The 23,335-nt window shown below is 60.3% G+C and carries 18 protein-coding genes; 3 read left to right on the top strand and 15 right to left on the bottom strand.

Going from position 1 to position 23,335, the window contains the following annotated elements:
• Nucleotides 1-230: 230 nt before the first annotated feature.
• The 8 genes from C8C94_RS25520 to C8C94_RS23085 are packed head-to-tail and all read right to left on the bottom strand — an operon-like array spanning nucleotide 231 to nucleotide 10,675.
• Nucleotides 231-974: a hypothetical protein gene (locus tag C8C94_RS25520; protein ID WP_147433299.1), complete on the bottom strand. Its 744-nt coding sequence runs from the start codon at nucleotides 972-974 to the stop codon at nucleotides 231-233.
• The gene (locus C8C94_RS23115; protein WP_121422382.1) at nucleotides 947-1,492 is read right to left on the bottom strand and encodes an FkbM family methyltransferase; all 546 of its coding nucleotides are present in this window, start codon (nucleotides 1,490-1,492) and stop codon (nucleotides 947-949) included. The genes C8C94_RS25520 and C8C94_RS23115 overlap by 28 nt, the downstream gene beginning before the upstream one ends.
• On the bottom strand, nucleotides 1,493-5,182 hold the full coding sequence (locus C8C94_RS23110; RefSeq protein ID WP_121422381.1) for a glycosyltransferase family 1 protein: 3,690 nt from the start codon (nucleotides 5,180-5,182) through the stop codon (nucleotides 1,493-1,495). It abuts the gene before it with no gap.
• Entirely contained in the window at nucleotides 5,182-6,798 is a 1,617-nt protein-coding gene (locus C8C94_RS23105) for a bifunctional 2-polyprenyl-6-hydroxyphenol methylase/3-demethylubiquinol 3-O-methyltransferase UbiG (protein WP_158603841.1), read from the bottom strand. The genes C8C94_RS23110 and C8C94_RS23105 overlap by 1 nt, the downstream gene beginning before the upstream one ends.
• The gene (locus tag C8C94_RS23100; RefSeq protein WP_121422379.1) at nucleotides 6,795-8,009 is read right to left on the bottom strand and encodes an ABC transporter ATP-binding protein; all 1,215 of its coding nucleotides are present in this window, start codon (nucleotides 8,007-8,009) and stop codon (nucleotides 6,795-6,797) included. The genes C8C94_RS23105 and C8C94_RS23100 overlap by 4 nt, the downstream gene beginning before the upstream one ends.
• Entirely contained in the window at nucleotides 8,009-8,806 is a 798-nt protein-coding gene (locus C8C94_RS23095) for an ABC transporter permease (RefSeq protein WP_121422378.1), read from the bottom strand. The genes C8C94_RS23100 and C8C94_RS23095 overlap by 1 nt, the downstream gene beginning before the upstream one ends.
• Before the next feature lie 5 nt (nucleotides 8,807-8,811).
• Nucleotides 8,812-10,299 carry a mannose-1-phosphate guanylyltransferase/mannose-6-phosphate isomerase gene (locus C8C94_RS23090; RefSeq protein ID WP_121422377.1) on the bottom strand — a complete coding sequence of 496 codons (1,488 nt, stop codon included), beginning with the start codon at nucleotides 10,297-10,299 and terminating at the stop codon, nucleotides 8,812-8,814.
• 4 nt (nucleotides 10,300-10,303) lie between these two features.
• Nucleotides 10,304-10,675, bottom strand: a complete 372-nt coding sequence (locus C8C94_RS23085) for a DUF2304 domain-containing protein (protein ID WP_121422376.1) — start codon at nucleotides 10,673-10,675, stop codon at nucleotides 10,304-10,306.
• Nucleotides 10,676-11,070: 395 nt separating this feature from the next.
• Between C8C94_RS23085 and C8C94_RS23080 the strand changes: the two genes are divergently transcribed.
• Together C8C94_RS23080 and groL are read left to right on the top strand one after the other, a co-directional pair.
• Nucleotides 11,071-11,361, top strand: coding sequence for a co-chaperone GroES (locus tag C8C94_RS23080; protein WP_055395161.1), 291 nt, complete (start codon nucleotides 11,071-11,073; stop codon nucleotides 11,359-11,361).
• A gap of 170 nt (nucleotides 11,362-11,531) precedes the next feature.
• Complete coding sequence (gene groL, locus C8C94_RS23075; protein ID WP_055395159.1) at nucleotides 11,532-13,184, top strand: chaperonin GroEL; 1,653 nt, start codon at nucleotides 11,532-11,534, stop codon at nucleotides 13,182-13,184.
• Nucleotides 13,185-13,332: 148 nt separating this feature from the next.
• Here the strand turns inward: groL and C8C94_RS23070 are convergent, their stop codons facing one another.
• From C8C94_RS23070 to edd, 4 genes are all read right to left on the bottom strand, one after another.
• A complete protein-coding gene (locus C8C94_RS23070) occupies nucleotides 13,333-15,438 on the bottom strand; it encodes a TonB-dependent siderophore receptor (protein ID WP_233573551.1) in 2,106 nt (701 codons plus the stop codon).
• 321 nt (nucleotides 15,439-15,759) lie between these two features.
• On the bottom strand, nucleotides 15,760-16,059 hold the full coding sequence (locus C8C94_RS23065) for a DUF805 domain-containing protein (RefSeq protein WP_121422375.1): 300 nt from the start codon (nucleotides 16,057-16,059) through the stop codon (nucleotides 15,760-15,762).
• A 222-nt stretch (nucleotides 16,060-16,281) separates the two neighbouring features.
• Nucleotides 16,282-16,911: a bifunctional 4-hydroxy-2-oxoglutarate aldolase/2-dehydro-3-deoxy-phosphogluconate aldolase gene (gene eda / locus C8C94_RS23060; protein WP_121422374.1), complete on the bottom strand. Its 630-nt coding sequence runs from the start codon at nucleotides 16,909-16,911 to the stop codon at nucleotides 16,282-16,284.
• 161 nt (nucleotides 16,912-17,072) lie between these two features.
• Nucleotides 17,073-18,842: a phosphogluconate dehydratase gene (gene edd / locus C8C94_RS23055; RefSeq protein WP_121422373.1), complete on the bottom strand. Its 1,770-nt coding sequence runs from the start codon at nucleotides 18,840-18,842 to the stop codon at nucleotides 17,073-17,075.
• 99 nt (nucleotides 18,843-18,941) lie between these two features.
• Here edd and C8C94_RS23050 point away from each other — a divergent pair, with 99 nt between their 5' ends.
• On the top strand, nucleotides 18,942-19,871 hold the full coding sequence (locus C8C94_RS23050) for an SMP-30/gluconolactonase/LRE family protein (protein WP_121422372.1): 930 nt from the start codon (nucleotides 18,942-18,944) through the stop codon (nucleotides 19,869-19,871).
• A gap of 90 nt (nucleotides 19,872-19,961) precedes the next feature.
• Here C8C94_RS23050 and C8C94_RS23045 read toward each other — a convergent pair whose 3' ends face one another.
• From C8C94_RS23045 to pgi, 3 genes are all read right to left on the bottom strand, one after another.
• Nucleotides 19,962-20,393, bottom strand: coding sequence for a GNAT family N-acetyltransferase (locus C8C94_RS23045; protein WP_121423041.1), 432 nt, complete (start codon nucleotides 20,391-20,393; stop codon nucleotides 19,962-19,964).
• A 41-nt stretch (nucleotides 20,394-20,434) separates the two neighbouring features.
• On the bottom strand, nucleotides 20,435-21,664 hold the full coding sequence (locus C8C94_RS23040) for an AGE family epimerase/isomerase (protein ID WP_121422371.1): 1,230 nt from the start codon (nucleotides 21,662-21,664) through the stop codon (nucleotides 20,435-20,437).
• Between the two features lie 68 nt (nucleotides 21,665-21,732).
• The gene (gene pgi / locus C8C94_RS23035; protein WP_121422370.1) at nucleotides 21,733-23,298 is read right to left on the bottom strand and encodes a glucose-6-phosphate isomerase; all 1,566 of its coding nucleotides are present in this window, start codon (nucleotides 23,296-23,298) and stop codon (nucleotides 21,733-21,735) included.
• Nucleotides 23,299-23,335 lie beyond the last annotated feature (37 nt).

Here is a 23,335-nt window from a genome sequence, read left to right as displayed (position 1 = left end):
TAGAAAATCTCTTTTTGCAGCAAAAAATATTTCATTCACACCTGGGCCATACACCATTAGCAGGCTGCTGAAATACTGGTTTGCCCATAGGCTGCCAAGAACATCGACCGATCAAAAGCGGGCTACAAGCGATTTTTACGAACTTGGTAAGGGGCGAGGCACCCTAAAATTCGTCATTTTTCGAGTACTCCAGCAGTATTTCAACAGCCTGTTAGGGTGCGGCTATTACATTATTGAACCTCAATGACTACCTCAGTACTATGAAAACCTTTATTCTCAAACCAGCAGATACCTTCCTGTACAAGCGTCAGGATCAGGCGATAGTCGCCACTTGTTTTGGGTGCCATGACATTAATCATTTGCTCAGTGGTACGGCCTGGTGATAGCATTTCGCAGGCCAATGGTGTACGCAGTCCGTCGTAAACATGCATAGTGCCATCGGCAACACACCAGTGATAAGAGAGCATTACAGGATGGGTGCCATAGCCATACCAATTTTCGCCACTGTTATTGGCTAACGTGATAGGGATAGTCAGCGCTTCGCCTGCCAAGGTGGATCGCGGTATTGATTTCGAAGAAATTTTGCCAATGGGATTGGCCACTGCTGGCGTATTAAATACCTTGCCCTCAACCAGTTTTGCTTTCAAGGCATTTGCCTCGTCGTGCAATCGCTTCGAAAGCGCGATAGTGCCAGTCGATCTTGTTAATAGCCGATCAAGCTTTAACTTTATCTCAGCATTGAATGCACCCACAATATTCGGAAAACGATTCCGTACTACATGTTCATGCATCACAAAATAAGCCATATGAGGATCATGCAAATCGATGATAGTAGCATTATCGACATCGATGGCGTAGAGTTTTGGAAATACGGATCGCATAAAATCCAAGAAATCCGGAATGGTGATGCGTTGCAACACGTCAAGACAGAAGTGATTCATTTCCATCACCACGGTGGGTTTCTGCTTGGGCAAGAAATCTGCCCCCCCTTGATCACATTTTTCTCAAAACCTTCGACATCGATTTTTAGAAACCGAGGGGAATTTTCGGCGGTAGCAAAAACATTATCTAATGTGTCGATAAAAATTTCCTCCGTCACATGTCCACTTTCCGGCCTTATTTTTTCGCTGACAAAACCACCTGAACGGTTGTTTTTAGCAAAGGTGATGTTTAGTGTTTCCGGCTGCTGACCCAAGCCCAAATTTACAGCCTCGACATTGGATTTTCCTGCTCGGGTGAGGTTGTGTTTGAGGATTTTATAGGTACTTGGACTGGGTTCGAATGCAATCACTTTGCGCGCCAGGTTTGAAAAAAGCAAGGCTGTCAGTCCAATATTGGCTCCGATATCAGCAACTACATCTTGCGGCCCAATGAGCGACTTAAAAAGCTCGACCATATGTGGTTCGAACTCATCTCCCATAGCATCTAAATAGTTGTCATCTGATGATACGGTATAATTTTCCCCGTCAATTTTTATTATCTTTTCCATCATTTACTTTCTCGTCTTTATATTTTCAGCAAGGCATATCTGCATCAACTCCGCCGCACTCTGTTGCCAGGTACGCCACGGCATAGCGTCCGAGCGTGGGTGTTTTTTTGTTTGGTACAAAGTTAGCCAATCGCGCAAAGCTTGCGCCAATTCATCGGGTTGCGCGGCGTTGAAGTAGTAGGCGTGCTCGCCAGCCACTTCGCGGAACACCGGTATGTCGCGCGCGATGATGGGCAGCTTATACTGCGCCGCTTCGATCAGCGGTAGGCCAAAGCCTTCGCCATAGCTGGCAGCAATCAAGCAGGTGCTGGCGGCGTAAACCTTTTCGAGATATTCGTCGCTGACGCCTTTAAGCCAGAACAGGCGTTTGCCGAGTTCGCAATGTCCGCGCATTCGCTCCACCAAGCTCTCCACCATCCAGCCGTGCTTGCCAACGATGACGAGGTTGACGTCGGCACCGGCGGCCCAAAATTGTTCGAAGGCGTCGAGAACTTGCTCATGGCCCTTACGCGGCTCTAGCGTGCCAACCATCAAGAAGGCGGGGCGTTGCTGTATGGCCATGAGCACAGCATTCGCATCGTCTGGCAGGCCTTTGCTGGGTACTGAGTTATCGGTGTCTGCTCCCAGATGAAACCAGTCCAGTTTGAATGGTCGAGAACGAACAAGGTTACTTTTCTGCATCCAGGCGGCGAAATCGTCGGCCACTGCTTTTGAAATGCAAACTGCGCCGCCCAGTTTTGCCACTACCGTCAACCACTCGGCGACAACCAGATGTACTTGGTGCTGTGGCTCCCAAAACTGGGGAAATTGCACTGGCAATAAATCGTAGACCATGAAGCGGACATCTACGCCTGCCAAATACATCGATTGCAGAAATGCCTGATGCACTCTTGGTGCGTGATGGTTTAGGTCAAGCCCAAAAAAAATGTCTCCAGGCATGTAGGTAATGGGTTCATCGACCTGGTCTTTGGTTGGTTTCCCCAAAAACTGCGCGGCAAATTGGCGTGCGTAGTGGTAGGGCTTTTCAACGCTGGCATATACGGGCTCTACTGCAAATCCATCGGGCGGGTTTTTCAGCCATTCTTTCAGCACACTGCGCACAACGCGCTGAATTCCGGTGCGCGAGTCGCGTTGGACCAATTCGGAAATATCTACCAGAAGTTGGCGGCGTGGGTAGTGCCGCTCGACCAGTGCGGCCTTGAGTTTTTCGGCGCTTTGTTGCCAAGTTAACCAGCGCATTCCTTCAGATTTTGGGTGTTGTCCTTGCTCATGCAGGATATGCCAGTCATGTAATGAATCAGCCAGATCAGCAGCTGTATCTCCGCTGAAATAGAAAGCGGCATCCCCTGCTACCTCCTTGAAAACAGGAATATCTCTGGCGATTATCGGTATCCTGTGGCGTGCGGCTTCGATGAGTGGCAAACCAAAGCCTTCATTAATGGATGCAGCGATGAGGCAAGCGCTGACCTGATACACCTGATTAAGATATTCATCACTAATGCCCTTCAGCCAAAACAGGCGCTGGTGGAGCTGTGGATGGTTTTCTATGCGCTGGGCGAGGGTTTCGACTTTCCAGCCTTGTTGGCCCACAAAAACGAGATTGACATCGAAACCTTGCGCCCAGAGAAGGTCTAACGCATCAAGAATTTGCGCCTGGCCTTTGCGCGGCTCCAGCGTAGAGACGGCAAGAAATGTGGGGCGTGCACGCAGAGATTGCAGAACTTGCGAGGCATCAGCAGGCAAGCCCGTGGACGGGTGTGAACCTTCAAGGTCGGCGCCCATGTGTACCCAGTCGGTGCAAAAACCGGTGGTAAATTGAACATTATTTACCTTGATCCAAGCTTCGTAGGCGTCCGCAGTGGATTTGGAAATGCAGATCGCCTCGTCTTGAGCCGCGATCATCTGCAACCATTGTTCGTGTAGTTCCTTGGCGTTGCTGTCTTTGAAAAAATTCGCCAACTGAATGGGCAGCAGATCGTAAACCAAAAACTTGATTACCACGCCTTCGCTGCGTAAGTGCGAATAAAAGGCCGCATGGGCTAGTTGAACATGGTGCTGCATGTCCAAACCAAAAAATATGTCGCCCCGCTGCCAGTGCATGGGCGGGTCTTCTGCCGCTGTGACTGGCAGCCCGAGAAACTTAGCCTTGTAAGTGCGCGCATAGCGATAGCCGTGCGACAACGTGGCGTAAACGGGTTCTACGCGAAAACCCGGCGGCGGTGCTTGCAGCAATTGGCGAAAGTAGCTGCGCACCACGCGCTGCACCCCTGTCGCTGCGTCGTGCTGGCACAACTCAGAAATATCCAGCAGCAACTGACGCTCGATGCCAGAGTTTTCATTCTGTGCAATGTGGGTGGCCAGAGGAATGAGTTGTTCGGCATCGGCACCAGCGAGGTAAGGTGCGATGGCGCCAGGCAGGTCTTGGCGTGCATTGCTCGCCTGCCTCGGGGCATTTGCGGATTTGGTTGCTGGCGGGTTAACGTTGCTTTGCCACGCGCCGATGGCGCGTAGCGCCGTTTCATCCCATGTAAAGCGTTTGCATTGAGTCAAGCCATGGTCGCGCAACCGGGTGAGAAAGGCCGGGTCGGTCAGCGCTTTGCCCATTTTGTCGCGAATTGCCATGGCGTCCAGCGGATCAAACAGGGCTTCCTCCAAGCCAATCACTTCGGGCAGGCTGGTGGTATTGGCACCGATCACTGGGGCGCCGCAGGCCATGGCCTCCAGGGCAGGCAGACCAAAGCCTTCGTGCCACGATGGAAATACGTAAAGCTTGCACAGGTTGTAGAGCTGCACCAACTCTTCGTCGCTGACAAAACCGCTGAACTGCAATTCGTCTGGCTGCAAACCGTGCGACCGGGCAATGCGGCGGAATTTAGCGATATCGTCCTCGGGTATTTTTCCGGCGAACAAGAGTTGGTGCGTGGTGCGCAGCGCGGGCGGCAGGGCAGACCAGGCTTCAATCAGGCGGGGCAGGTTTTTGCGCTCGTCGCCGCCACCGGTATACAGAACAAAGGACCGGATGAGCCCGATTTTGCGGCATAGGGCGCGGGCAAGTTCTTCACTCACTGCGATGGGCCGAAACTCTGGGCCGATGGCAGTAGAAACATTGGTGATGCGCGCAGCTTCGACGCTCAGGCAATCGATCCCTTCCTGGCGGGCATAAGCCGAGATGGCAAGTAACGCCCCCGCTTGCCTGAGCCATTGAATCTTGCGCTCGTAATAAGCGGCGTAGGGCGGGTTGGGCTTTAGATACTGATCCGGGTTTAGCAGTGGAATCAGGTCGTACAGGCTCACGCTGACCAGCGTTTGGCGGTCAAAGCGCCCGATGCTGGACACAGCGTCGTCATCAAACCCCTCAATCAGGCTGGTGATGTGGAGTACATCGGGCTGCAAGCTGGCAAGAAACGTCTCACGAAGCAGTTCTGCCACTTCACGGCGGGTGTGATTGTTGGAGTCAACCTCCCTGACTGGGCCGGGGGCGTGCCAGACGCGGATGTTTTCTTGGGGCAGCAGGCCTTCGAAGGCGGCACGGATGGGTTCAATGGTGTCAGGAAACAGACCGCTGAGGGCGAGCAGCACTTCGTGTTCGCCACGGTTACGAACCACCGCCTGGGCAAATGCAAGGGTGTAACGCCCGATGCCACGAAAGCGGCTCTCGGTTTGTGCACCCTGCATATCAATGACGATCCGCATCAACGCTTCCCCTTGTTGTTTTCAATAGCTGTCTGGAGGTCGGCATAGATCTGGCGGGCGCGGGGCGTGAGGTTGGCGAGGTCTAGCGACGCATGCACGTCGCCCTGCCCCGCTGACGGCGAATACACAGGTGCGCCCGGCACTACCCCGCCCCGGCGAGCCACGCCAATCAGTTGCTGGTACAGCGCTGGATAACGCAGTAGCCACAAATTAATGCGGTGGCTCAATTGCGGCCTGCGCAAGACTGCCGCCATGAGGCGCGATAGCGGTTGCTGGAACGTGTCTATGGAATGGCGTATGAGCTGATTGGCGCCTGTGCGCGCTGTAGCCATCGGATGCAGGGCCAGACTGCCGGCCCAGCGCAGCGGCGCGGTGATGCGCCATGAGGCACTTTGCCGTAGGGCATTGCGTTCTTTCTCCAACGCGCAAGCCTGCTGCCACCAGTGGTGGGAACTGCCCCCAAGTTCATCGATGCGCTTTTGCCGATTCTGGGCCAGCGCCTCCGCTGCAGCTGCACGTTGCTCATGCTCCAGCGCTAATGCCTCCGCTGCAGCTGCACGTTGCTCATGCTCCAGCGCTAATGCCTCGGCTGCAGCTGCACGTTGCTCATGCTCCAGCGCTAATGCCTCGGCTGCAGCTGCACGTTGCTCATGCTCCAGCGCTAATGCTTCGGCTGCAGCTGCACGCTGCAAAGTTCCTTCGGTTTCAGGTCGCAGTTGGGTGCGTTCGGTTTCGCTGCGTAAAAATTGAGCGTTTACCTCCAGAAGGCGGTCTTGCAATGACGCGATTCGGCGCAAAGCGTCGTTCAAGTCCACTGACTGGCCTTCGGAGGTCGCAAGTCGCTGCTCGAGTGCATCCATCCGACGGTTCAGTGTGCCGTCGTAGCGGTCGGCAAGTTCGTTTAGCTCTATGCCGTAGTGAGCACCAAACGCGGTGTCGAAATGCGCCATGACTTCAGGGGCGGCTGCCTTCTGTGCTACCACCGCATAGTCGGGGCTAACGCCGCCAAGCACATCCATCATGCGGACATCACTGCGCGTGCGGAGTTCGGGTGACTCCTGTAGCCGAACGGTGCGTACACGCGCGAAGCCGTGATGCTCAGGCAAGAAAGAGAGCGACAGGGGCGGAATGGGCCGCAGATGCGTAGGGTCGAGAAAAAAGTTGCAGGCGCCGACCACCACATTCTCCGGATTAGGGGTTTCTAGAATGAGCAAGCCGCCCGGCTTCAACACCCTCATCGAATGAATCACCAGCGTTTCAAGATCGTCGAAAGCAATGTGCTCCGCAATGTGAAACCCAGACACGATGCACTGGGACTGGTCAGACAGTGATTTCAAATGCGCAATGGCATCACCTTGCGTGACCGGGAGCCCACGCTCCATGCAGGCAGCAAGCATGCCGGCATCGAGGTCGATACCTTGCGGCACAAAGCCTGCGCCCTGCAGTAGCTCTAGCCATTCGCCACGGCCGCAGCCCAGATCAACCGCATTGGCTGGCTGATATATAACTGACAGTGGTTGGATAAAGGGCAGGTACGCTTCAAGGCGCTGGCCAATCAGTTCGCGTGAGCCGCGATAGCGATCCTCAAATGCACGGTAAAAGTCGGTTGAGCTCATCTTTGGTATTCGACTAGCGGCGGAATCCAGTTCACGCCCACAAACTGGTCGCGGTTGACGTTGACCACGTTGAACATCAGCGCCTGGTCGCGCCATTCGTAGTTGGTGGCGAGGTGGGTATCGGCTACATGCAGCGCGGTTGAGACGGAATACGAGCCCAGGCCGATGTTGGCGGGGAAGGAAAACACCAGCGTCAGCAGCTCGTCTTTTTTGAGTTGTGCCATTTTCACCTTGAGGTGGTGGGTGTTGGTGCCAAACACCGACTGCCCCAAGCGATCTTTGATCATGTAGCCAAACACCAGTTCAGGCAGGTCGGCATGAAGGCGGATTTTCACTTCCAAGCGAACCGGTTCGCCCACGTTGACGTATTCAACGGTCTCGCCTTGTTCATTGCGCAGATCGATGGACGCAACGCGCGCCTCGCCCGTGCCGGAGGTGGTTTGCGCGCGGCCATCATCCAGGCGCTTGACTTCGACGGTGGCGTTCTCGCGCTCGGCAATGAGGGCGTTGTAGAAGTCCATGACTTCTTCGGGCGGTCCGTCTTTGATGACAAAGCCGCGCTCTAGCAGGATGGCGCGGTCGCACAGGCTCTGGATGGCGCTACGGTCGTGCGAAACGATGAGCAGCGTGGTGCCCTGCTCGCGAAATTCGCGTATTTTGCTGAAGCTTTTGTGTTGAAAGTACGCGTCACCCACCGACAAGGCCTCATCCACGATAAGTACCGCTGGCCGCACGGCGGTGGCCACACTAAAGGCCAAGCGCATCTGCATGCCACTAGAGTAGGTCCGGACCGGGCGGTCGATGTAATCGCCGATTTCAGCAAAGGCCTCAATGGCAGGCAGGCAGGCGGCAATCTCGTCGCTGTGCAGGCCCAGCAGCTGCCCGGCCATGAAGACATTTTGCCGCCCGGTGAAGTCGGGGTGGAAACCCATGCCCAGTTCCAGCAGCGCGGCCACGCGGCCTTCGGTGTGTACGCTGCCGCTGCTGGGCTGCGTGGTGCCGGTGATGATTTTGAGCAGGGTACTTTTGCCTGCACCGTTGACGCCGACGATGCCGACGGCCTCTCCCGGGTTAATGGTGAAGTTGATGTCGCGCAGCACCCAGGTTTTGTCGTGGCAGGGCTTGCCAGTCAACCATTCGCGCACACGGGCCCATTTGCCGGGGTAGCGCTTGTAGGCCTTACTGACACTAGAAACAACAAGCTTGCCCATCAGAGTTCATCCACCAGTTCGCCCACGCGCGACAGAAAGAAGCGTGCGCCCAAAATCAGAAAAAAAGCCGCGAGTACGGCCAGCGGGGCCAGGCTGGCGAAGTCGGGCAGGCGCTGGTTCAAAAAAATGCCTTGGTAGGCCACCATCAGGGGTTGCAAGGGGTTGTATTGCAATAGGTTGCGCGCGGCGGCTGGCATCGAGTCAAACACATACACGATGGGCGTGAGCCAGAACCAAAACTGCACCACGATGCCGGTGAATTGGCCCACATCCCTGAAAAACACGTTCAGGGTGCCCAAAAAAATGCCCAGCCCTAATGTGAACAGCACTTGCAGCGCCAGCAGCGGCAGCACAGCCAGCAGCAGCCAGCCCGGCCAGTGGCCAATCAGCGCCAAAAAGGCCAGGTACAAGCCAAACACAATGCCAAAGTTGACCAGTGCCGACACCGACGCAATGGTCGGCAGGCAGATGCGCGGAAAGTTCGACTTTTTGATCAGATTGCCGTTTTCCAGGAAAACGCCGTTCAGTCGCCCCAGCATTTCTGCAAACAGACCCCAGGTGATGACCCCAGCGCACAGGTAAATGCTGAAGGCAAATGGCGTTTGCTCATGCCCGGCAAGCTGGGGGCGCATGAGCTGGCCAAACACCACGGTGTAGATGACGATCATGGCCAGCGGGTTGGCCACGGACCAAAACGCGCCTAGCAGCGACTCACGGTATTTACCCTGGAATTCGCGCAGCACGCTGCTCCAGACAAAGCTGCGATAGGCCCACAGGGCCTTGAGCATGGGGGGCATGGGGGTTACGCAGCCTTTTCTATCGCAGCGGTTGCCACACGGCCATAGGTATCTTCAAACCGCACGATGTCGTCTTCACCCAGGTAACTGCCCGATTGCACCTCAATAATCTCCAGCGGCACTTTGCCAGGGTTGGTCAAGCGGTGCACATGGCCCAGCGGGATAAACGTGGATTCGTTCTCGCTCAACAAAAATACCTTTTCACCGTTAGTGACCTCGGCCGTTCCTTTCACCACAATCCAGTGCTCAGCGCGGTGGTGGTGCATTTGCAGGCTCAGGCTGGCACCTGGGTTGACCACAATGCGCTTGACCTGAAAGCGGTCGCCACTATCGATGCTGTCGTACCAGCCCCAGGGGCGGTGGATCTTGCGATGCGTTTGTGTCAGGGCGTGGCCTGCTGCGCGCAGCTTGCCCACGATCTGCTTGACGTCCTGTGTTTGGCGTTTGTCTGCCACCAGGATGGCATCTGCGGTTTCGACCACCACGATGTTGTCCAGCCCCACGCCAGCCACCAGGCGGCTGCTGGACAGCAGCAACGAGTTAGAGCAGCCGTGCTGAATGGTGTCGCCCACGTGCGCGTTGCCGTGTGCGTCTTGCTCTCGCACTTGCCACAGGGCGTCCCACGCGCCCAGGTCAGACCATCCAGCCTGCAGCGGCACCACGCAGGCTGGGATGCCCAGGTCGGGGCGGGTCGGAAGTCGCTCCATGACCGCGTAGTCAATGGAGTCTGCGGGGCATGCGTTAAAGGTGTCGGTAGCGGGGCGGATGAAGTCCACATCTTTTTGAGCGCTTGCCATGGCAGCCGCACACGCTGCAAAGATGTCGGGCCGGCAGCTTTGTATGGCCTTGAGCCACGCACTGGTACGCACCATGAACAGGCCACTGTTCCACAGGTAGTTGCCAGCATCCAGGTAGCTTTGGGCGCGCTCTGCATCGGGCTTTTCGGCAAAGCTGGCAATGTGATGTGCACCGCCCCCCTGCACTGATTCACCGCACTGTATGTAGCCATACCCTGTCTCTGGCTTGTCGGCCACGATGCCAAAGGTCACCATGGCGCCGCCGCTGGCAATGGCAAATGCTTGCTCGATGGCGTTGTGAAACGCGGGCAGATTGGCTATCACATGGTCAGCGGGCATGGCCAGCAGCACCGGGTCGCCGCCTTCGGCCTGCGCCTGCAAGGCGGCCAGGGTCAGCGCGGGCGCTGTGTTGCGGCCCGCAGGCTCCAGCACGATGCGCGCGCCGTGTATGCCAGCCTCCATCAGCTGGCTAGCCGCCAGAAAGCGGTGCTCTGCGTTGCAGACCATTACAGGAGCCCTCGCCACGGGGATTTGGTTCAGCCCTTGCAGGCGCAGGGCCGTGTCTTGGAGCATGGTGCGCGCACCGGCCAAGGCCAGAAACTGTTTGGGATAGGTTTCGCGAGACAGTGGCCACAGGCGCGTGCCGGAGCCACCACATAGAACCACGGGCAACAACAAATTCAGGGATTCAGTCATAAGGCTAGAGCGAGTCTTGATCTTGGGGGGCGTCGGTTGGCTTTTGAAGAAGGTCGGCCTCCAACAGTGCCAACCGCTGGTTCAACCGACGTACATCGCGCTCAATGCGGGTATTGATCATGTCGCTGTGCAGGGCCTTGATCAGCAATACCATGCACACCAGCAACAGCAACAGCGTGGGGGGATAGCTCACGCTCAACAGTAGAGCAAGCCAGTCGATGAGCCCGGGCGATGCGCCCAGCACAGCCGCAGCCCCAGCTACAGTCACCCAGAACAGGCCGTGCATGACATAAAGATGATCTCTGCGGATCAGATACAGAATCAGCGCAGCAAGGCCAATGCCCATCAGCGCGGTTGTGAATTGCAAAGACACTATCAGATTCCTGGACCGGTAAGGCTCTGCGTACCTACATCACATATACATGTGTGCATATATGTGTGCGAGCTGAGAGCAAGAAGAGATGGTTGGGCCACTGCACCCCCGGGAGTTGCGCACGCGCGCTTGAAACAATTGCCCACCAATACACATCCCCAAGATTGTAGGTGCTCGGTCGTTACACACTTCTGCAAAGCTCCCCCCATTTCGCAGTTCGAACCTTAAGCAAATATCTTAGACGTGCATCTGGTCTCTTGAAATGGGGCGGAATGCCCGTATCATTAGCACTCACCGCAGACGAGTGCTAACACCGCCTCGGCTGCTGGAAGTTTGGTAGCGCCTGGGCCTCCAGGCGCTGAGTACGTCAGCTTTTTACTGAAAACAGGAGCATTGCAATGAACCTTCGCCCTCTGCACGATCGCGTGATCGTCAAGCGTATCGAAAGCGAAACCACGACGGCCTCCGGCATCGTGATCCCTGACAACGCCGCTGAAAAGCCCGATCAAGGTGAAGTGCTGGCCGTTGGCCCCGGCAAGAAGAACGACAAGGGCGACGTGATCGCCCTGAACGTGAAGGTCGGTGACCGCGTTCTGTTCGGCAAGTACTCGGGCCAGACCGTCAAGGTCAACGGCGATGAGCTGCTGGTCATGAAGGAAGACGATCTGTTCGCAGTTGTGGAGAAATAAAGCTACTGCGCAGGCGCCAGGCGTCGTTGCGCGGTGCTCGCAATCCTCACGTACAGGAAGTACGTTCCGGTTGCTGCACTCCGTGCGCCTAGCCTGACACCTGCTCGCTACGCTTTCTTTCCCCACAACCCGTTATCCGTTTAACGATTTTCAGAATTTAGGAGCCAAACATGGCAGCAAAAGACGTAGTTTTCGGCGGCGAAGCCCGCGCACGCATGGTTGAAGGCGTGAACATCCTGGCCAACGCGGTCAAGGTGACTCTGGGCCCCAAGGGTCGCAATGTGGTGCTGGAGCGCTCGTTCGGCGCCCCTACCGTGACCAAGGACGGTGTGTCCGTGGCCAAGGAAATCGAACTCAAGGACAAGCTGCAGAACATGGGCGCCCAGCTCGTGAAGGAAGTGGCCTCCAAGACCAGCGACAACGCTGGTGACGGCACCACCACCGCTACGGTGCTGGCACAAGCCATCGTTCGCGAAGGCTTCAAGTACGTGGCCGCTGGCATCAACCCGATGGACCTGAAGCGCGGTATCGACAAGGCTGTGACGGCCCTGGTTGCCGAGCTGAAGAAGGCTTCCAAGCCCACCACCACCTCCAAGGAAATCGCCCAAGTGGGTTCGATCTCCGCCAACTCCGACGAAACCATCGGCAAGCTGATCGCTGACGCCATGGACAAGGTTGGCAAGGAAGGCGTGATCACCGTGGAAGACGGCAAGTCGCTGGACAGCGAACTGGACGTCGTGGAAGGCATGCAGTTTGACCGCGGCTACCTGTCGCCCTACTTCATCAACAACCCAGAAAAGCAATCCGCCATTCTGGACAACCCCTTCGTGCTGCTGTTCGACAAGAAGATCAGCAACATCCGCGACCTGCTGCCCACGCTGGAGCAAGTTGCCAAGGCTGGCCGTCCCCTGCTGATCATTGCCGAAGAAGTCGAAGGCGAAGCCCTGGCTACGCTGGTGGTCAACACGATCCGCGGCATCCTGAAGGTTGTGGCTGTGAAGGCTCCAGGCTTTGGCGACCGTCGCAAGGCCATGCTGGAAGACATCGCCATCCTGACGGGCGGCAAGGTCATCGCTGAAGAAGTGGGCCTGACGCTCGAAAAGGTGACGCTGGCCGACCTGGGTCAAGCCAAGCGCATCGAAGTGGGCAAGGAAAACACCATCATCATCGACGGCGCCGGTGCTGCTGCTGACATCGAAGCCCGCGTCAAGCAAGTGCGCGTGCAGATCGAAGAAGCCACGTCCGACTACGACCGCGAAAAGCTGCAAGAGCGCGTGGCCAAGCTGGCTGGCGGCGTGGCCGTGATCAAGGTCGGCGCTGCCACCGAAGTCGAAATGAAGGAAAAGAAGGCCCGCGTGGAAGACGCACTGCACGCTACCCGTGCCGCTGTGGAAGAAGGCGTTGTGGCCGGTGGTGGCGTGGCCCTGCTGCGTGCCAAGCAAGCTGTGGGCGACTCGGTCAAGGGCGACAACGCTGACCAGGAAGCCGGCATCAAGCTGGTGCTCAAGGCCATCGAAGCGCCTCTGCGCGAAATCGTGAACAACGCTGGTGGCGAAGCCTCGGTGGTGGTGAACGCTGTGTTGGCCGGCAAGGGCAACTACGGCTTCAATGCCTCGAACGACACCTACGGCGACATGCTCGAACTGGGCATTCTGGACCCCACGAAGGTCACCCGTACGGCCCTGCAAAACGCTGCCTCCGTAGCATCGCTGCTGCTGACGACCGAAGCCATGGTTGCTGAAGCACCCAAGGACGAGGCCGGTGCTGGCGGCGGCATGCCCGACATGGGTGGCATGGGCGGCATGGGCGGCATGGGCATGTAATGGCCGGCCGCTCTGGGTGGAACCCAGGTTCTGCCCGGTAGCCCCAAAAGAAACCCCGCAGGTTGCAAAACCTGCGGGGTTTTTTCCTTGCCGGGCCGACATCCACGGGTGAATGCCGCCGGTGCAGCAGATCGCCCCGATGGGTCGGTCAGAACCTGTAGGTCGCGCTCAGCACCACATTGCGCCGTGTCGCCCACCAGCAGTCACCACGCGCCAGACAGGTGCTCATGTACTTCTTGTCGGCCAGGTTGCTGATATTGAGCGCGTAGCGCCAGTCCTGGCTGTCGTAGGCTAGCAGCGCATCCACCACACCGGCCGCCGGAACCTTCGGCCCCGTGCCGTCGCGGAACGACGACAGCCAGCGGTACCCCGCACCGGCCGAGAAGCCGCGCACGCCGCCAATGGAGAACCGGTACACGCCCCACACGGCCGCCTGGTGGCGCGGCAGGTTTTCCAGCAGCGGATCGACGTCCGTGTAGTTGTAGTGAGCGGTCAGGTCAAACGCCGTGGCCACGCGCGCCTTGTATTCCAGCTCCAGGCCCTTGTTGCGGGTCTGGCCCACCTGCAGCGAGTTGTCGGGGTTGGTCGGGTCGGCCACCTTCTGGTTCTTTTCCTTGAGGTCGTACACCGCCGCCGTGAACTGGGTGGTGCCGCTTGAGGGGGCATATTTCACGCCCACCTCGATCTGTTCGCCCTCCAGCGGCTTGAAGCGCTGGCCCGAGGCGTTGGTGCCGCTCACAGGGCTGAAGGATTCGGCATAACTGATGTAGGGCGTCCAGCCGCCCCCCAACTGGTACATCACACCGAGGCGTTTGGTGGTGTCGCTGGTGCGGTCGTCGGACTGGCCCGCCAGGCTGTTCACAGCACGGTCGTGGCGCAGGCCGGCGATGAACATCCAGCTGCCCCACTTCATCTGGTCCTGCACATACAGGCCGCTTTGGCGCTGCACATTCTCGGGCCGTGCGATGAGCGTCGGGTTCAGAACGTTGCCGTACACCGGGGCGTAGGCATCGATGGGCGTGTTGTACGCATCGTCGGCCTCGTTCTTGTTCTCGGTCTGCCGGTTCCAGTCCACACCCAGCAGCAGTTGGTGGCTGAGGGCGCCGGTGGTGAGGTTGCCCTGCAGGTGGGTGTCCACCGCCGCCATGCGGGTGCGCGTGACGTTCTTGCCGTAGACGCGGTCAATCAGCCGCTGGTTGACAGGGTCTGCGCCCCAGCCACCCGGGATGGTGAAGAAATCGGCATAGTGGTAGCCACCGCGGTTCTCATTGCGTGCCAGGCGCAGGTTCTGGCGCACCGCCCATGCGTCGTTGAAGCGGTGCTCGAACAGGTAGCCGATGGATTCGCGGTCGCTGTTGTAATAGTCGCCCTGCTCGCCGATGAAGCGGTTGATGGGCAGCTGGCCATTGGGGTTGGGCAACAGCGTGCCCGACCAGGGCAGGAACTGCGCCGTGGTGCCCGTGCGGTCCTGCTGCCAGTGGGCCTGCAGGACCAGCGAGGTGGCGGCATTGGGGCGCCAGGCCAGCGATGGCGCGATCAGGCGCCGGTCGTTCTGCACATGGTCCGTCTGCGTGTCCGCATCGCGCGCCACGGCCACAAGACGGTACGACCATTCGCCGTCCTTCGTGAGCGGGCCGGTCAGGTCGGCCTGCAGCTGCTTGCGGCTCCAGCTGCCCAGCTGCACGCCCACTTCGCGCTGCGCTTCCTGCAACGGGCGCTTGCTGACCATGTTGACCACGCCCGCCACCGTGCCCGCGCCAAACAGCATGCCCGACGGGCCGCGCAGCACTTCAATGCGCTCGAGCGTGTAGGGTTCGGCGGGGGTGGTGCTGGTGTACCAGTTGTAGTTCTGGCGCAAACCATCCAGGTACGTGTCGGGGGAGCTGCCGCGCACCCGCACACTGTCGGCGCGGCTGTCCAGGCCATAGGCGTCGCTGCGCACCCCGGCGGCATACAGCAGCGCCTCTTGGAAGGTCGTCGCGCCCTGGTCCACGATCTGGTCGCGCGTGACCACGGTGACGGACTGGGGGGTTTCGGCCAGGGGCGTGTCGGTCTTGGTGGCCGTGGCCGCGTTGCGGGCACGGTAGCCGACCACCGGCGCAGTGGCCGATTCTTTCTCGGCGCTCGCGTCCACACGCACCTCGGACAAGGTGGCTCCCACGTCCTGGGCCTGGGCCGCGACCCAGGCGGGGACGCCTCCAAAAGCCAACGCAATACCAATGCAGACTGCCGTCCGCTGATGCTGGAGTTTCATGATTTTCAAGAATAGAAATAAGAATGATTACTATTCTAAAAATCAAACCATACAGGTGCGCGTTTCAGACAGAAGATGTCGTACAACAGCAACAAGTTGCGCTCGGATCGCAGTGAGATTGCTTCTATTTTTATAGCTATTTGCGCTTGTCAAGAAAGCGCCAGAGCCACTTTTGACCAATATTCGGGCTGCACAAGGTTGCGGTACCTCTCTGGTACCCCGGAGCCCCCGCCACACCCCCACAAAAAAGCCCGCTGACCGTAAGACCAGCGGGCTTGGCGCGGGCGGACTCAGAGAGAGCCCGCAGCGGCGTCGCAAAGATCAGCCCTCGCTGGGCTGCACCCACCAGTAGATCAGCAGCAGCACGCCGATGCCGGTCAGCGTCAGCAGTTGCCACCAGCCCGAGCGGCCAATGTCGTGCAGTCGCCTCGCGCCCACGGCGAATGCGGGCAGCAGCAGTGCAATGGAGACGATGCCGGAGACCACGTCACCCAGGAAGCTGGCGATCACCATGACGATGATCTGGAACAGGAAAAACCACCAGAACTCGGAGCGCACGGCGCGGCCCGAGAAACCCGCGTACTGCCCCAGGCAGCTTTTGATAGCCGAAACAAAATCCATACTGAACTCCCTCTCTTTGAAACGTAAAGCCGTTGTGGCAGGGCCAAGCCCCGCGCCATGATAGGGGCGCGCAGGGCAGCAAGTCCACACGCCCAGTCACCCCACCGACTGCACCTCACTCTGCAGGCGGACCAGGGAACGACGGATGCTTCTATTCTTATAGCTATCAGCGCTTACAGGACAAGCGCTAGAGCCATTTTTTCGCCTCAGATCCTGGAAAACTCAAACGGCCTTGCGCAGCGCATGCGTCTCGCGCGCCAGCTGGGTGATGCGCGCCCAGTCGCCCGCACGCACGGCGTCGGCGGGCGTCAGCCACGAACCGCCCACGCAGCGCACATTGGGCAGCGCCAAGTAGTTGGGCGCAGTGGCCAGGCTGATGCCACCCGTGGGGCAAAAGCTGACCTGGCCAAACGGACTGGCCCAGGCCTTGAGCAGAGGGATGCCGCCCGCGGCCTCGGCCGGGAAGAGCTTGAGGAACGAGAACCCATCGGCCAGCGCGGCCATGATTTCGCTGGACGTGGCCACACCGGGCAGAAGCGGCAAATTCAGGCCCTTGCAGGCGCCGCCCACTTCGGAGGTGTAGCCAGGACTCACCGCAAAACGTGCACCGGCCTCGCTCGCGCGGCGCGCATCGTCGGCGTTGAGCACCGTGCCCACGCCCACCACGGCCTCGGGCAAATTGCGCGCAATGGCTTCGATGGCGGGCAGGCCAGCAGCGGTGCGCAGTGTGACTTCCAGCACCTTCACGCCACCGGCCAGCAGCGCCTCGGCCAGGGGCAGCGCGTCTTCCACGCGGTCGATCACGATGACGGGGATGACGGGGCCATGGCTGGCGATGTCAATGGGATTCATGGAAATACTCCTTGATGTTGGATGCCGCACGCGGCGTATGACAGGGGCGCGGCCCATACCAGTGCACCCGTGGAACTGGCTTCGCCAGGCCACTGGGTGCGTCCCCCTCCCGCGCAGCGAGAGAGGGTGAAGGCGCGCAGCGACTCAGGGGGTGCATCCTGCTACAACCATGTGCAGGCTCCTTGTTCGGCGCCGCCAGCGTGGCGGCGAAAGTTGGTGAAGAGCTCACGGCCAAAGCCGGTCGCGGGAGGGGCGGTGTAAGGCGCCAAGGGGCGTGCCGCCCAGGTGGCTTCATCGACCAGCACATCCAGCGTGCCGGCAACGGCGTCCACCCGCACGATGTCGCCGTCCAGCACCTTGGCCAGCGGGCCACCGGCCAGTGCCTCGGGCGTGACGTGGATGGCGGCGGGCACCTTGCCCGATGCGCCGCTCATGCGGCCGTCGGTGACCAGCGCCACTTTGAAGCCCTGGTTCTGCAGCACGGCCAGCGGAGGGGTGAGCTTGTGCAGCTCGGGCATGCCATTGGCCTGCGGGCCCTGAAAGCGCACCACGGCCACCATGTCCTGCTGCACCTCGCCCGCAGCAAAGGCGGCGAGCAAAGCCTCTTGCGAATCGAACACGCGCGCAGGCGCTTCGATGATGTGGCGGTCTTCGGGCACGGCCGACACCTTGATCACCGCGCGACCCAGGCGCCCTTGCAGCAGGCGCAACCCGCCGGTGGGCGAGAACGGCCGGGTCACGGGGCGCAACACGGTTTCATCGCCCGACACCGCCGGAGCGCCCTGCCCGCCTGCGGCAATGCCGCCGGTGTTCACGCTCATCACATCGGGGTGCATGAAGCCGCCGGCCAGCAGCTCGCGCAGGATCCACGCGGGGCCACCTGCGGCCTGGAACTGGTTCACGTCGGCATCGCCATTGGGGTACACGCGGGCCAGTAGCGGCACGGCGGAAGACAGCTCGTCAAAGTCCGACCAGTCGATCAGGATGCCCGCGCTGCGCGCAATGGCCACCCAGTGGATCAGATGGTTGGTGGAGCCGCCCGTGGCCAGCAAGGCCACCATGGCATTGACGATGCAGCGCTCGTCCACCACGCGTCCGATGGGCGTGAAGCGCGCACCGCGCTTGCCGATGTCGAGCACCGTGCGCACGGCCTGCCGCGTGAAGGCTTCGCGCTCTTCAGTGCCGGGCGGTGCAAAGGCCGCGCCAGGCACGTGCAAGCCCATGGCTTCCAGCAGCATCTGGTTGCTGTTGGCCGTACCGTAGAACGTGCAGGTGCCGGGGCTGTGGTACGCGGCCGATTCGGCCTTGAGCAATTCATCACGCCCCACGAGGCCCTGCGCGTACTGTTCGCGCACCTTGGATTTGTCCTTGTTCGACAGGCCCGTGCCCATGGGGCCTGCGGGCACAAACACGCAGGGCAGGTGCCCGTAGTGCAGCGCACCGATCAAAAGGCCGGGCACGATCTTGTCGCACACGCCCAGCAGCAGTGCGCCATCGAACACATCATGGGACAGCGCTACCGCAGTAGCCATGGCAATGGCATCGCGGGAGAACAGCGACAGCTCCATGCCGGGCGTGCCCTGCGTGACGCCATCGCACATGGCGGGCACACCGCCTGCAACCTGCACCGTCGCGCCGTGCTGTACAGCTTCGTCGCGCAAAACAGCGGGGTAACTCTGGTACGGCTGGTGGGCCGACAGCATGTCGTTGTAGGCCGTGACCACGCCAATGTTGGGCGCTTTTTCGACCGTAACCTTGAACTTGTCAGAGCCCGGAAGTGCCGCATAGGCATGGGCCAGATTGGCACAGCCCATGCGGTCTTGTGCGGGCTTGCGGGCGATCATGGCGTCGATGCCTGCGAGGTAAGCGCCGCGGGTGTCTGCGCTGCGCTGGACAATGCGCTCGGTCACGCGCGCTACAACTGGGTGCATGGAAGTCTCCATCGGTGGGTGGCAGGACCCCGTGCGTGGCGCCGGAGCCCGTTGTCTGAGGCCCTAGAATGTAACTCGATAACCACCCCACTTCAACCCATGTCCCTGCAAACCCTGCCCCTGCCGCCCTCCGAACTGGGCGAATCACCCTTCTGGCACCCCACGGAAAAATCCCTTTACTGGTGTGACATTCAGGGACAAGCAGTACACGCATGGCATCCTGAAAGCGGTCGCCACCGGCAATGGCGCATGCCCAGTGAGCCCGGCTGCTGCGCGCCTGCAGCGGGCGGGCGATTGGTAATCGGGTTACGAAACGGTTTCTACCTTCTGGATACGGCGAAGGACAGTGCCGACACCACCGCCCTCATCTGCCTGGCCCTGCTGCCACCTGATCAGCACGACACCGCTGTGCTGCGCCTGAATGATGGCCGGTGCGACACCGCAGGCCGGTTCTGGGCGGGCTCGGTCATCAGCCCTCGCACCGCGCCGGATGCCGCGCTGTGGTGCCTGCAGGCCGACGCGGCCAGTGCCACGGGCTACAGCGTGCGCCAGATGGCAGCCAACAACTTCACCGCCAACGGCCTGGCCTTCAGCCCCGACAACCGCACGCTGTACTGGTCCAACACGCCCGAGCACCGCATTGACCGGTTTGACTTTGACGTGGCCACGGGTGAGATCACGAACCGCCGCCCCTGGGTGCAGTTTGACCGCAAGGTGGAAGGCCAGCCTTACGGCGGCAGGCCCGATGGCGCGGCGGTGGATGTGGAAAGCAACTACTGGGTGGCGATGTACGAAGGCGCTTGTGTGTTGCAACTCTCGCCATCGGGTGAGGTGCTGCAGCGCATTGCAGTGCCAGTGCAGTGCCCGACCATGGTGTGTTTTGGGGGGGAGGATCTGCGGACGTTGTTCATTACGTCGGCAAGGGTGGGGCGGCCGGTGGAGGAGCAGGAGGCAGAGGTTCCGGCGGGGTCGCTGTTCAGCGTGCGGGTGGAGGCTGCGGGACTGCCGGTGAACCTCTTCATGTGCTGAGGACGCTGGGCGGTTCAAGGCGGATTGCAGACGTTTGGCGTCCCTGAAGGTTGGCACCTATCACCTACGCTTATCCTCACGACAGAAGAACTAGGCTTCACTGAGGTAGCCCTTCTCAACTTGCTGCTTCTGATTGTCAAAAATGGCCATGGCAGTCTTCATTCGCAAGAAGCCAAACTTCCTATAGAAAGGCTCTTTGCCAGGAACTGCATACAAGATGATTTTCTTGTGTCCGCATGACTTTTCCATCAAGTTGCTGACAACCTGTTTGCCGAGGCCTGTACCTTGATGACTAGGCGATACCGCAATGTCGCAGATGTACGAGCAATCTGCACCATCTGCGAGCGCACGCCCCACCGCTACAAGCTTCGCATTCTCGTAGACGAAACACTTGAACATGCTGTTTGAGAAGACCTTCTGCAGATGAAGCGGGCTCTTCTCGCCCAGAGGGGCGGCCCGATAAAGGGCAGAAAGTTCTTCCCAGTCAATCCCATCAGTAGAGTGTTTCCATTCGAGTGACACTTGTGACTCCCTTGTACGCAATTGGCCGATAGCCATCATTCTTACTCACACCCCTCCACCACCCCCAACACGTCATAACACGCCCCCATGTTGTGATAGTCCACCTTCCCCGCATTGCTCTTCTCGCGGGTGGTGTTGCGGTTGTCGCGGTGCAGGATGCGAAACCACGCGCCGTGGTCGTGGTCCACAAAGTGGGCCCAGCAGTAGGCCCAGATGCGGTGGTACCACTGCCAGTAGCGTTCGTCGCCTGTTCGCGCAGCCAGCACGGCAGCAGCGGCCAGGCTTTCGGCCTGCACCCAGTGGTATTTGCCGTCATCGCAAATACTGCCGTCGGGGGCCATGCCGTAGTACAGACCGCCGTGCTCGGCATCCCAGCCGCGATGCACGGCGGCGTCAAACAAACGCTGTGCGCAGGGCAGGTGCCAGTCGGCGGGCAGCAAGGCGTCGAGTTGCAGCAGCAGCTTGGCCCACTCCGTCTGGTGGCCGATCTGGTAGCCCCAGGGGCGGAAGATGTTGCTGCGGTCGTGGCGGTTGTAGTCCCAGTCCACCGACCAGTCGGCGTGGAAATGCTCCCACACCCAGCCTTCGGCAGCCGGGGCGCTGGCAGGGCTGGATAACGCCGCCTGCCGCTGGCAGATGCCTTGCGCCAGCTGCTCGGCACGCTCGATGTAGCGGCGCTCGCCCGTGGCGCGGAAGGCAGAGATCAAGGCCTCGCAGGCGTGCATGTTGGCGTTCTGGCCCCGGTAGCCTGTGAGCTGCCAATCAGGACTGGCCTCGTCGGCATACAAGCCTGCGGGGGGTTGCCAGAAGTGCTGTTCGGCGGTGTCAAAAGCCTGGGCCAGCCACTGGCGGGCTTCGGGCACTCCGGCTTCAAAGGCGCGGGCGTAGGCCAGCATCACAAAGGCCATGCCGTAGCAGTGGCGCGTGGCGTCTTGTACGGTGGCTCGCCCTTCATTCCAGTCGATCAGCCAGGCGTAGCCGCCCGTGGCGGGGTCGAGGAACGCGGTGCGCAGAAACTGCAGCGCGTGCAACATGCCGGCCTGGTAGCGCTGCTCGCCCGTGGTGCGGTACAGCATGGCGTGCGTGACCACAAAACGGGTAGCGCTGACCAAGTGGCGGGTGCGCGTGTCGTACACCGTGCCGTCATCCAGGAAGAAGTGGTACTGCCCGCCGCTCGCGTCGGTGGCCACGGGGTCGTAGAACGCCATGGTCTGGCGGATGTGCGCGCGCAGAAAGTCGGCAGAGCGGTAATTCGGCCGGGGTGCAGTCATGGTGTCTCCTCGAAAAATCGCCACTGCCCGTGGTCGCGCCGCCTCACGGCGGTGGCCACGGATCTTCTTCAGACGCCGGTGCGCAGCTGGGCAAGCAGCCCGGCGGTGGAGCCATCCAGCCCCGCAGCGTCGCCACTGGCCAGCCGCGCCTCAATGTCCTTGGCCAGCACCTTGCCCAGTTCCACGCCCCATTGGTCGAAGCTGTTGATGCCCCACAGGCTGCCGCTCACGAACACGCGGTGTTCCTGCAGCGCAATCAGCGCGCCCAGCGATGCGGGGGTGAGCGCATCCAGCAGCAAGAAGGTGCTGGGCCGGTTGCCCGGGAAGTGGCGGTGCCCATCTTCCCCTTCCTTGCCCACCATCAGCGCCTGGGCCTGCGCCAGGGCATTGGCCAGCAGCTTGTTGTGGTGGCCCTCCAGTGGGTGGGTGGGCTGGCGCACGGCGATGAGTTCCAGCGGCAGCACGTCGGTGCCCTGATGCAGCATCTGGAAGAACGCGTGTTGGCCGTTGGTGCCCGGCTCGCCCCACAGCACGGGCGACGTGGCATAGGGCAGCGGCTGGCCGTCCAGCCCCACGCGCTTGCCGTTGCTCTCCATCTCCAGTTGCTGCAGATAGGCCGGCAGGCGGCGCAATGCGGCATGGTAGGGCGCAATGCAGCGGCTGGTGAAGCCATGGAAGTTGCGGTACCAGATGTCCAGCAGGCCCAGCCGCACCGGCAGGTTCTGCGCCAGCGGCGCTGTGCGGAAATGCTCGTCCATGGCATGGGCACCGGCCAGCAGATCGCGAAAGCCTGCCGAGCCAATCGCAATCGCGATCGGCAGGCCAATGGCCGACCAGAGCGAATAGCGCCCGCCCACCCAGTCCCAGAAGCCGAAGGTGGTGGTGATGCCCAGCGCCTGCGCGGCATCGACATTGGTGGTCAGTGCTGCAAAGTGACGCCCCACATCCTGACCGCCTTGCGCTGCAAACCAGGCCAGCGCCGAGCGCGCGTTGGTCATGGTCTCTGCCGTGGTGAAGGTCTTGGAGGCGATGAGGAACAGCGTGCTCTCGGGCTTGAGCGTGCGCAGTGTGGTGTGCAGCTCATGCCCGTCCACGTTGGAGACAAAGTGCAGCCGCTTGCCCGGTGCGCGGAACTGCTCCAGCGCCAGCACGGCCATGTGCGGGCCCAGGTCCGAGCCGCCGATGCCGATGTTCACCACATCGGTGATGGACTCATGAGCACGCACCGTGTCGGCATAGGCCAGCATGGCATCCAGCGTGGTGTGCACCTGGGCCAGCTTGTGTGCAATGTCTGGCCCGTCGCCGGGCAACGCCAGGCCCCGGGGGCGGCGCAGCAGCGTGTGCAGCACGGCGCGGCCTTCGGTGCTGTTGATGGGCTGGCCGCCGAACATGGCGTCGCGGTGCCGGGTGAGTCCACTGGCACGGGCCATGTCTAGCAGCAGAGCTTCGGTGGTGGCGTCCCACAGGTTCTTGGAAAGGTCCGCAAACACCTCGGGCGCATGCTGGCTGAAGTGCTCAAAGCGCTGCGCATCGCTGGCAAAGGCCTTCCGCAGGTCCAGACGGCTGCCATCTGCGGAGAACGCGGCCTGCAACTGAGGCCACTGCGGAGTTTGGTCGCAACGGAGGGAGGACATGGTGGATTCAGGATGTGGGGAGGTGAAAACCGGCGAG

It is taken from the genome of Acidovorax sp. 94 (genome assembly GCF_003634645.1).
In the GTDB taxonomy this organism is placed as follows: Bacteria; Pseudomonadota; Gammaproteobacteria; order Burkholderiales; family Burkholderiaceae_C; genus Acidovorax; species Acidovorax facilis.
This window is presented reverse-complemented; position numbering and strand designations above follow the sequence as displayed.

Excerpts from the sequence above, each read along its gene's own strand:
- C8C94_RS23115 (WP_121422382.1), bottom strand. The coding sequence starts at position 1,492 with ATGATGGAAAAGATAATAAAAATTGACGGGGAAAATTATACCGTATCA.
- C8C94_RS23110 (WP_121422381.1), bottom strand. The coding sequence starts at position 5,182 with ATGCGGATCGTCATTGATATGCAGGGTGCACAAACCGAGAGCCGCTTT.
- C8C94_RS23105 (WP_158603841.1), bottom strand. The coding sequence starts at position 6,798 with ATGAGCTCAACCGACTTTTACCGTGCATTTGAGGATCGCTATCGCGGC.
- C8C94_RS23100 (WP_121422379.1), bottom strand. The coding sequence starts at position 8,009 with ATGGGCAAGCTTGTTGTTTCTAGTGTCAGTAAGGCCTACAAGCGCTAC.
- C8C94_RS23095 (WP_121422378.1), bottom strand. The coding sequence starts at position 8,806 with ATGCCCCCCATGCTCAAGGCCCTGTGGGCCTATCGCAGCTTTGTCTGG.
- C8C94_RS23090 (WP_121422377.1), bottom strand. The coding sequence starts at position 10,299 with ATGACTGAATCCCTGAATTTGTTGTTGCCCGTGGTTCTATGTGGTGGC.
- C8C94_RS23080 (WP_055395161.1), top strand. The coding sequence starts at position 11,071 with ATGAACCTTCGCCCTCTGCACGATCGCGTGATCGTCAAGCGTATCGAA.
- groL (WP_055395159.1), top strand. The coding sequence starts at position 11,532 with ATGGCAGCAAAAGACGTAGTTTTCGGCGGCGAAGCCCGCGCACGCATG.
- C8C94_RS23070 (WP_233573551.1), bottom strand. The coding sequence starts at position 15,438 with ATGAAACTCCAGCATCAGCGGACGGCAGTCTGCATTGGTATTGCGTTG.
- C8C94_RS23065 (WP_121422375.1), bottom strand. The coding sequence starts at position 16,059 with ATGGATTTTGTTTCGGCTATCAAAAGCTGCCTGGGGCAGTACGCGGGT.
- eda (WP_121422374.1), bottom strand. The coding sequence starts at position 16,911 with ATGAATCCCATTGACATCGCCAGCCATGGCCCCGTCATCCCCGTCATC.
- edd (WP_121422373.1), bottom strand. The coding sequence starts at position 18,842 with ATGCACCCAGTTGTAGCGCGCGTGACCGAGCGCATTGTCCAGCGCAGC.
- C8C94_RS23050 (WP_121422372.1), top strand. The coding sequence starts at position 18,942 with ATGTCCCTGCAAACCCTGCCCCTGCCGCCCTCCGAACTGGGCGAATCA.
- C8C94_RS23040 (WP_121422371.1), bottom strand. The coding sequence starts at position 21,664 with ATGACTGCACCCCGGCCGAATTACCGCTCTGCCGACTTTCTGCGCGCG.
- pgi (WP_121422370.1), bottom strand. The coding sequence starts at position 23,298 with ATGTCCTCCCTCCGTTGCGACCAAACTCCGCAGTGGCCTCAGTTGCAG.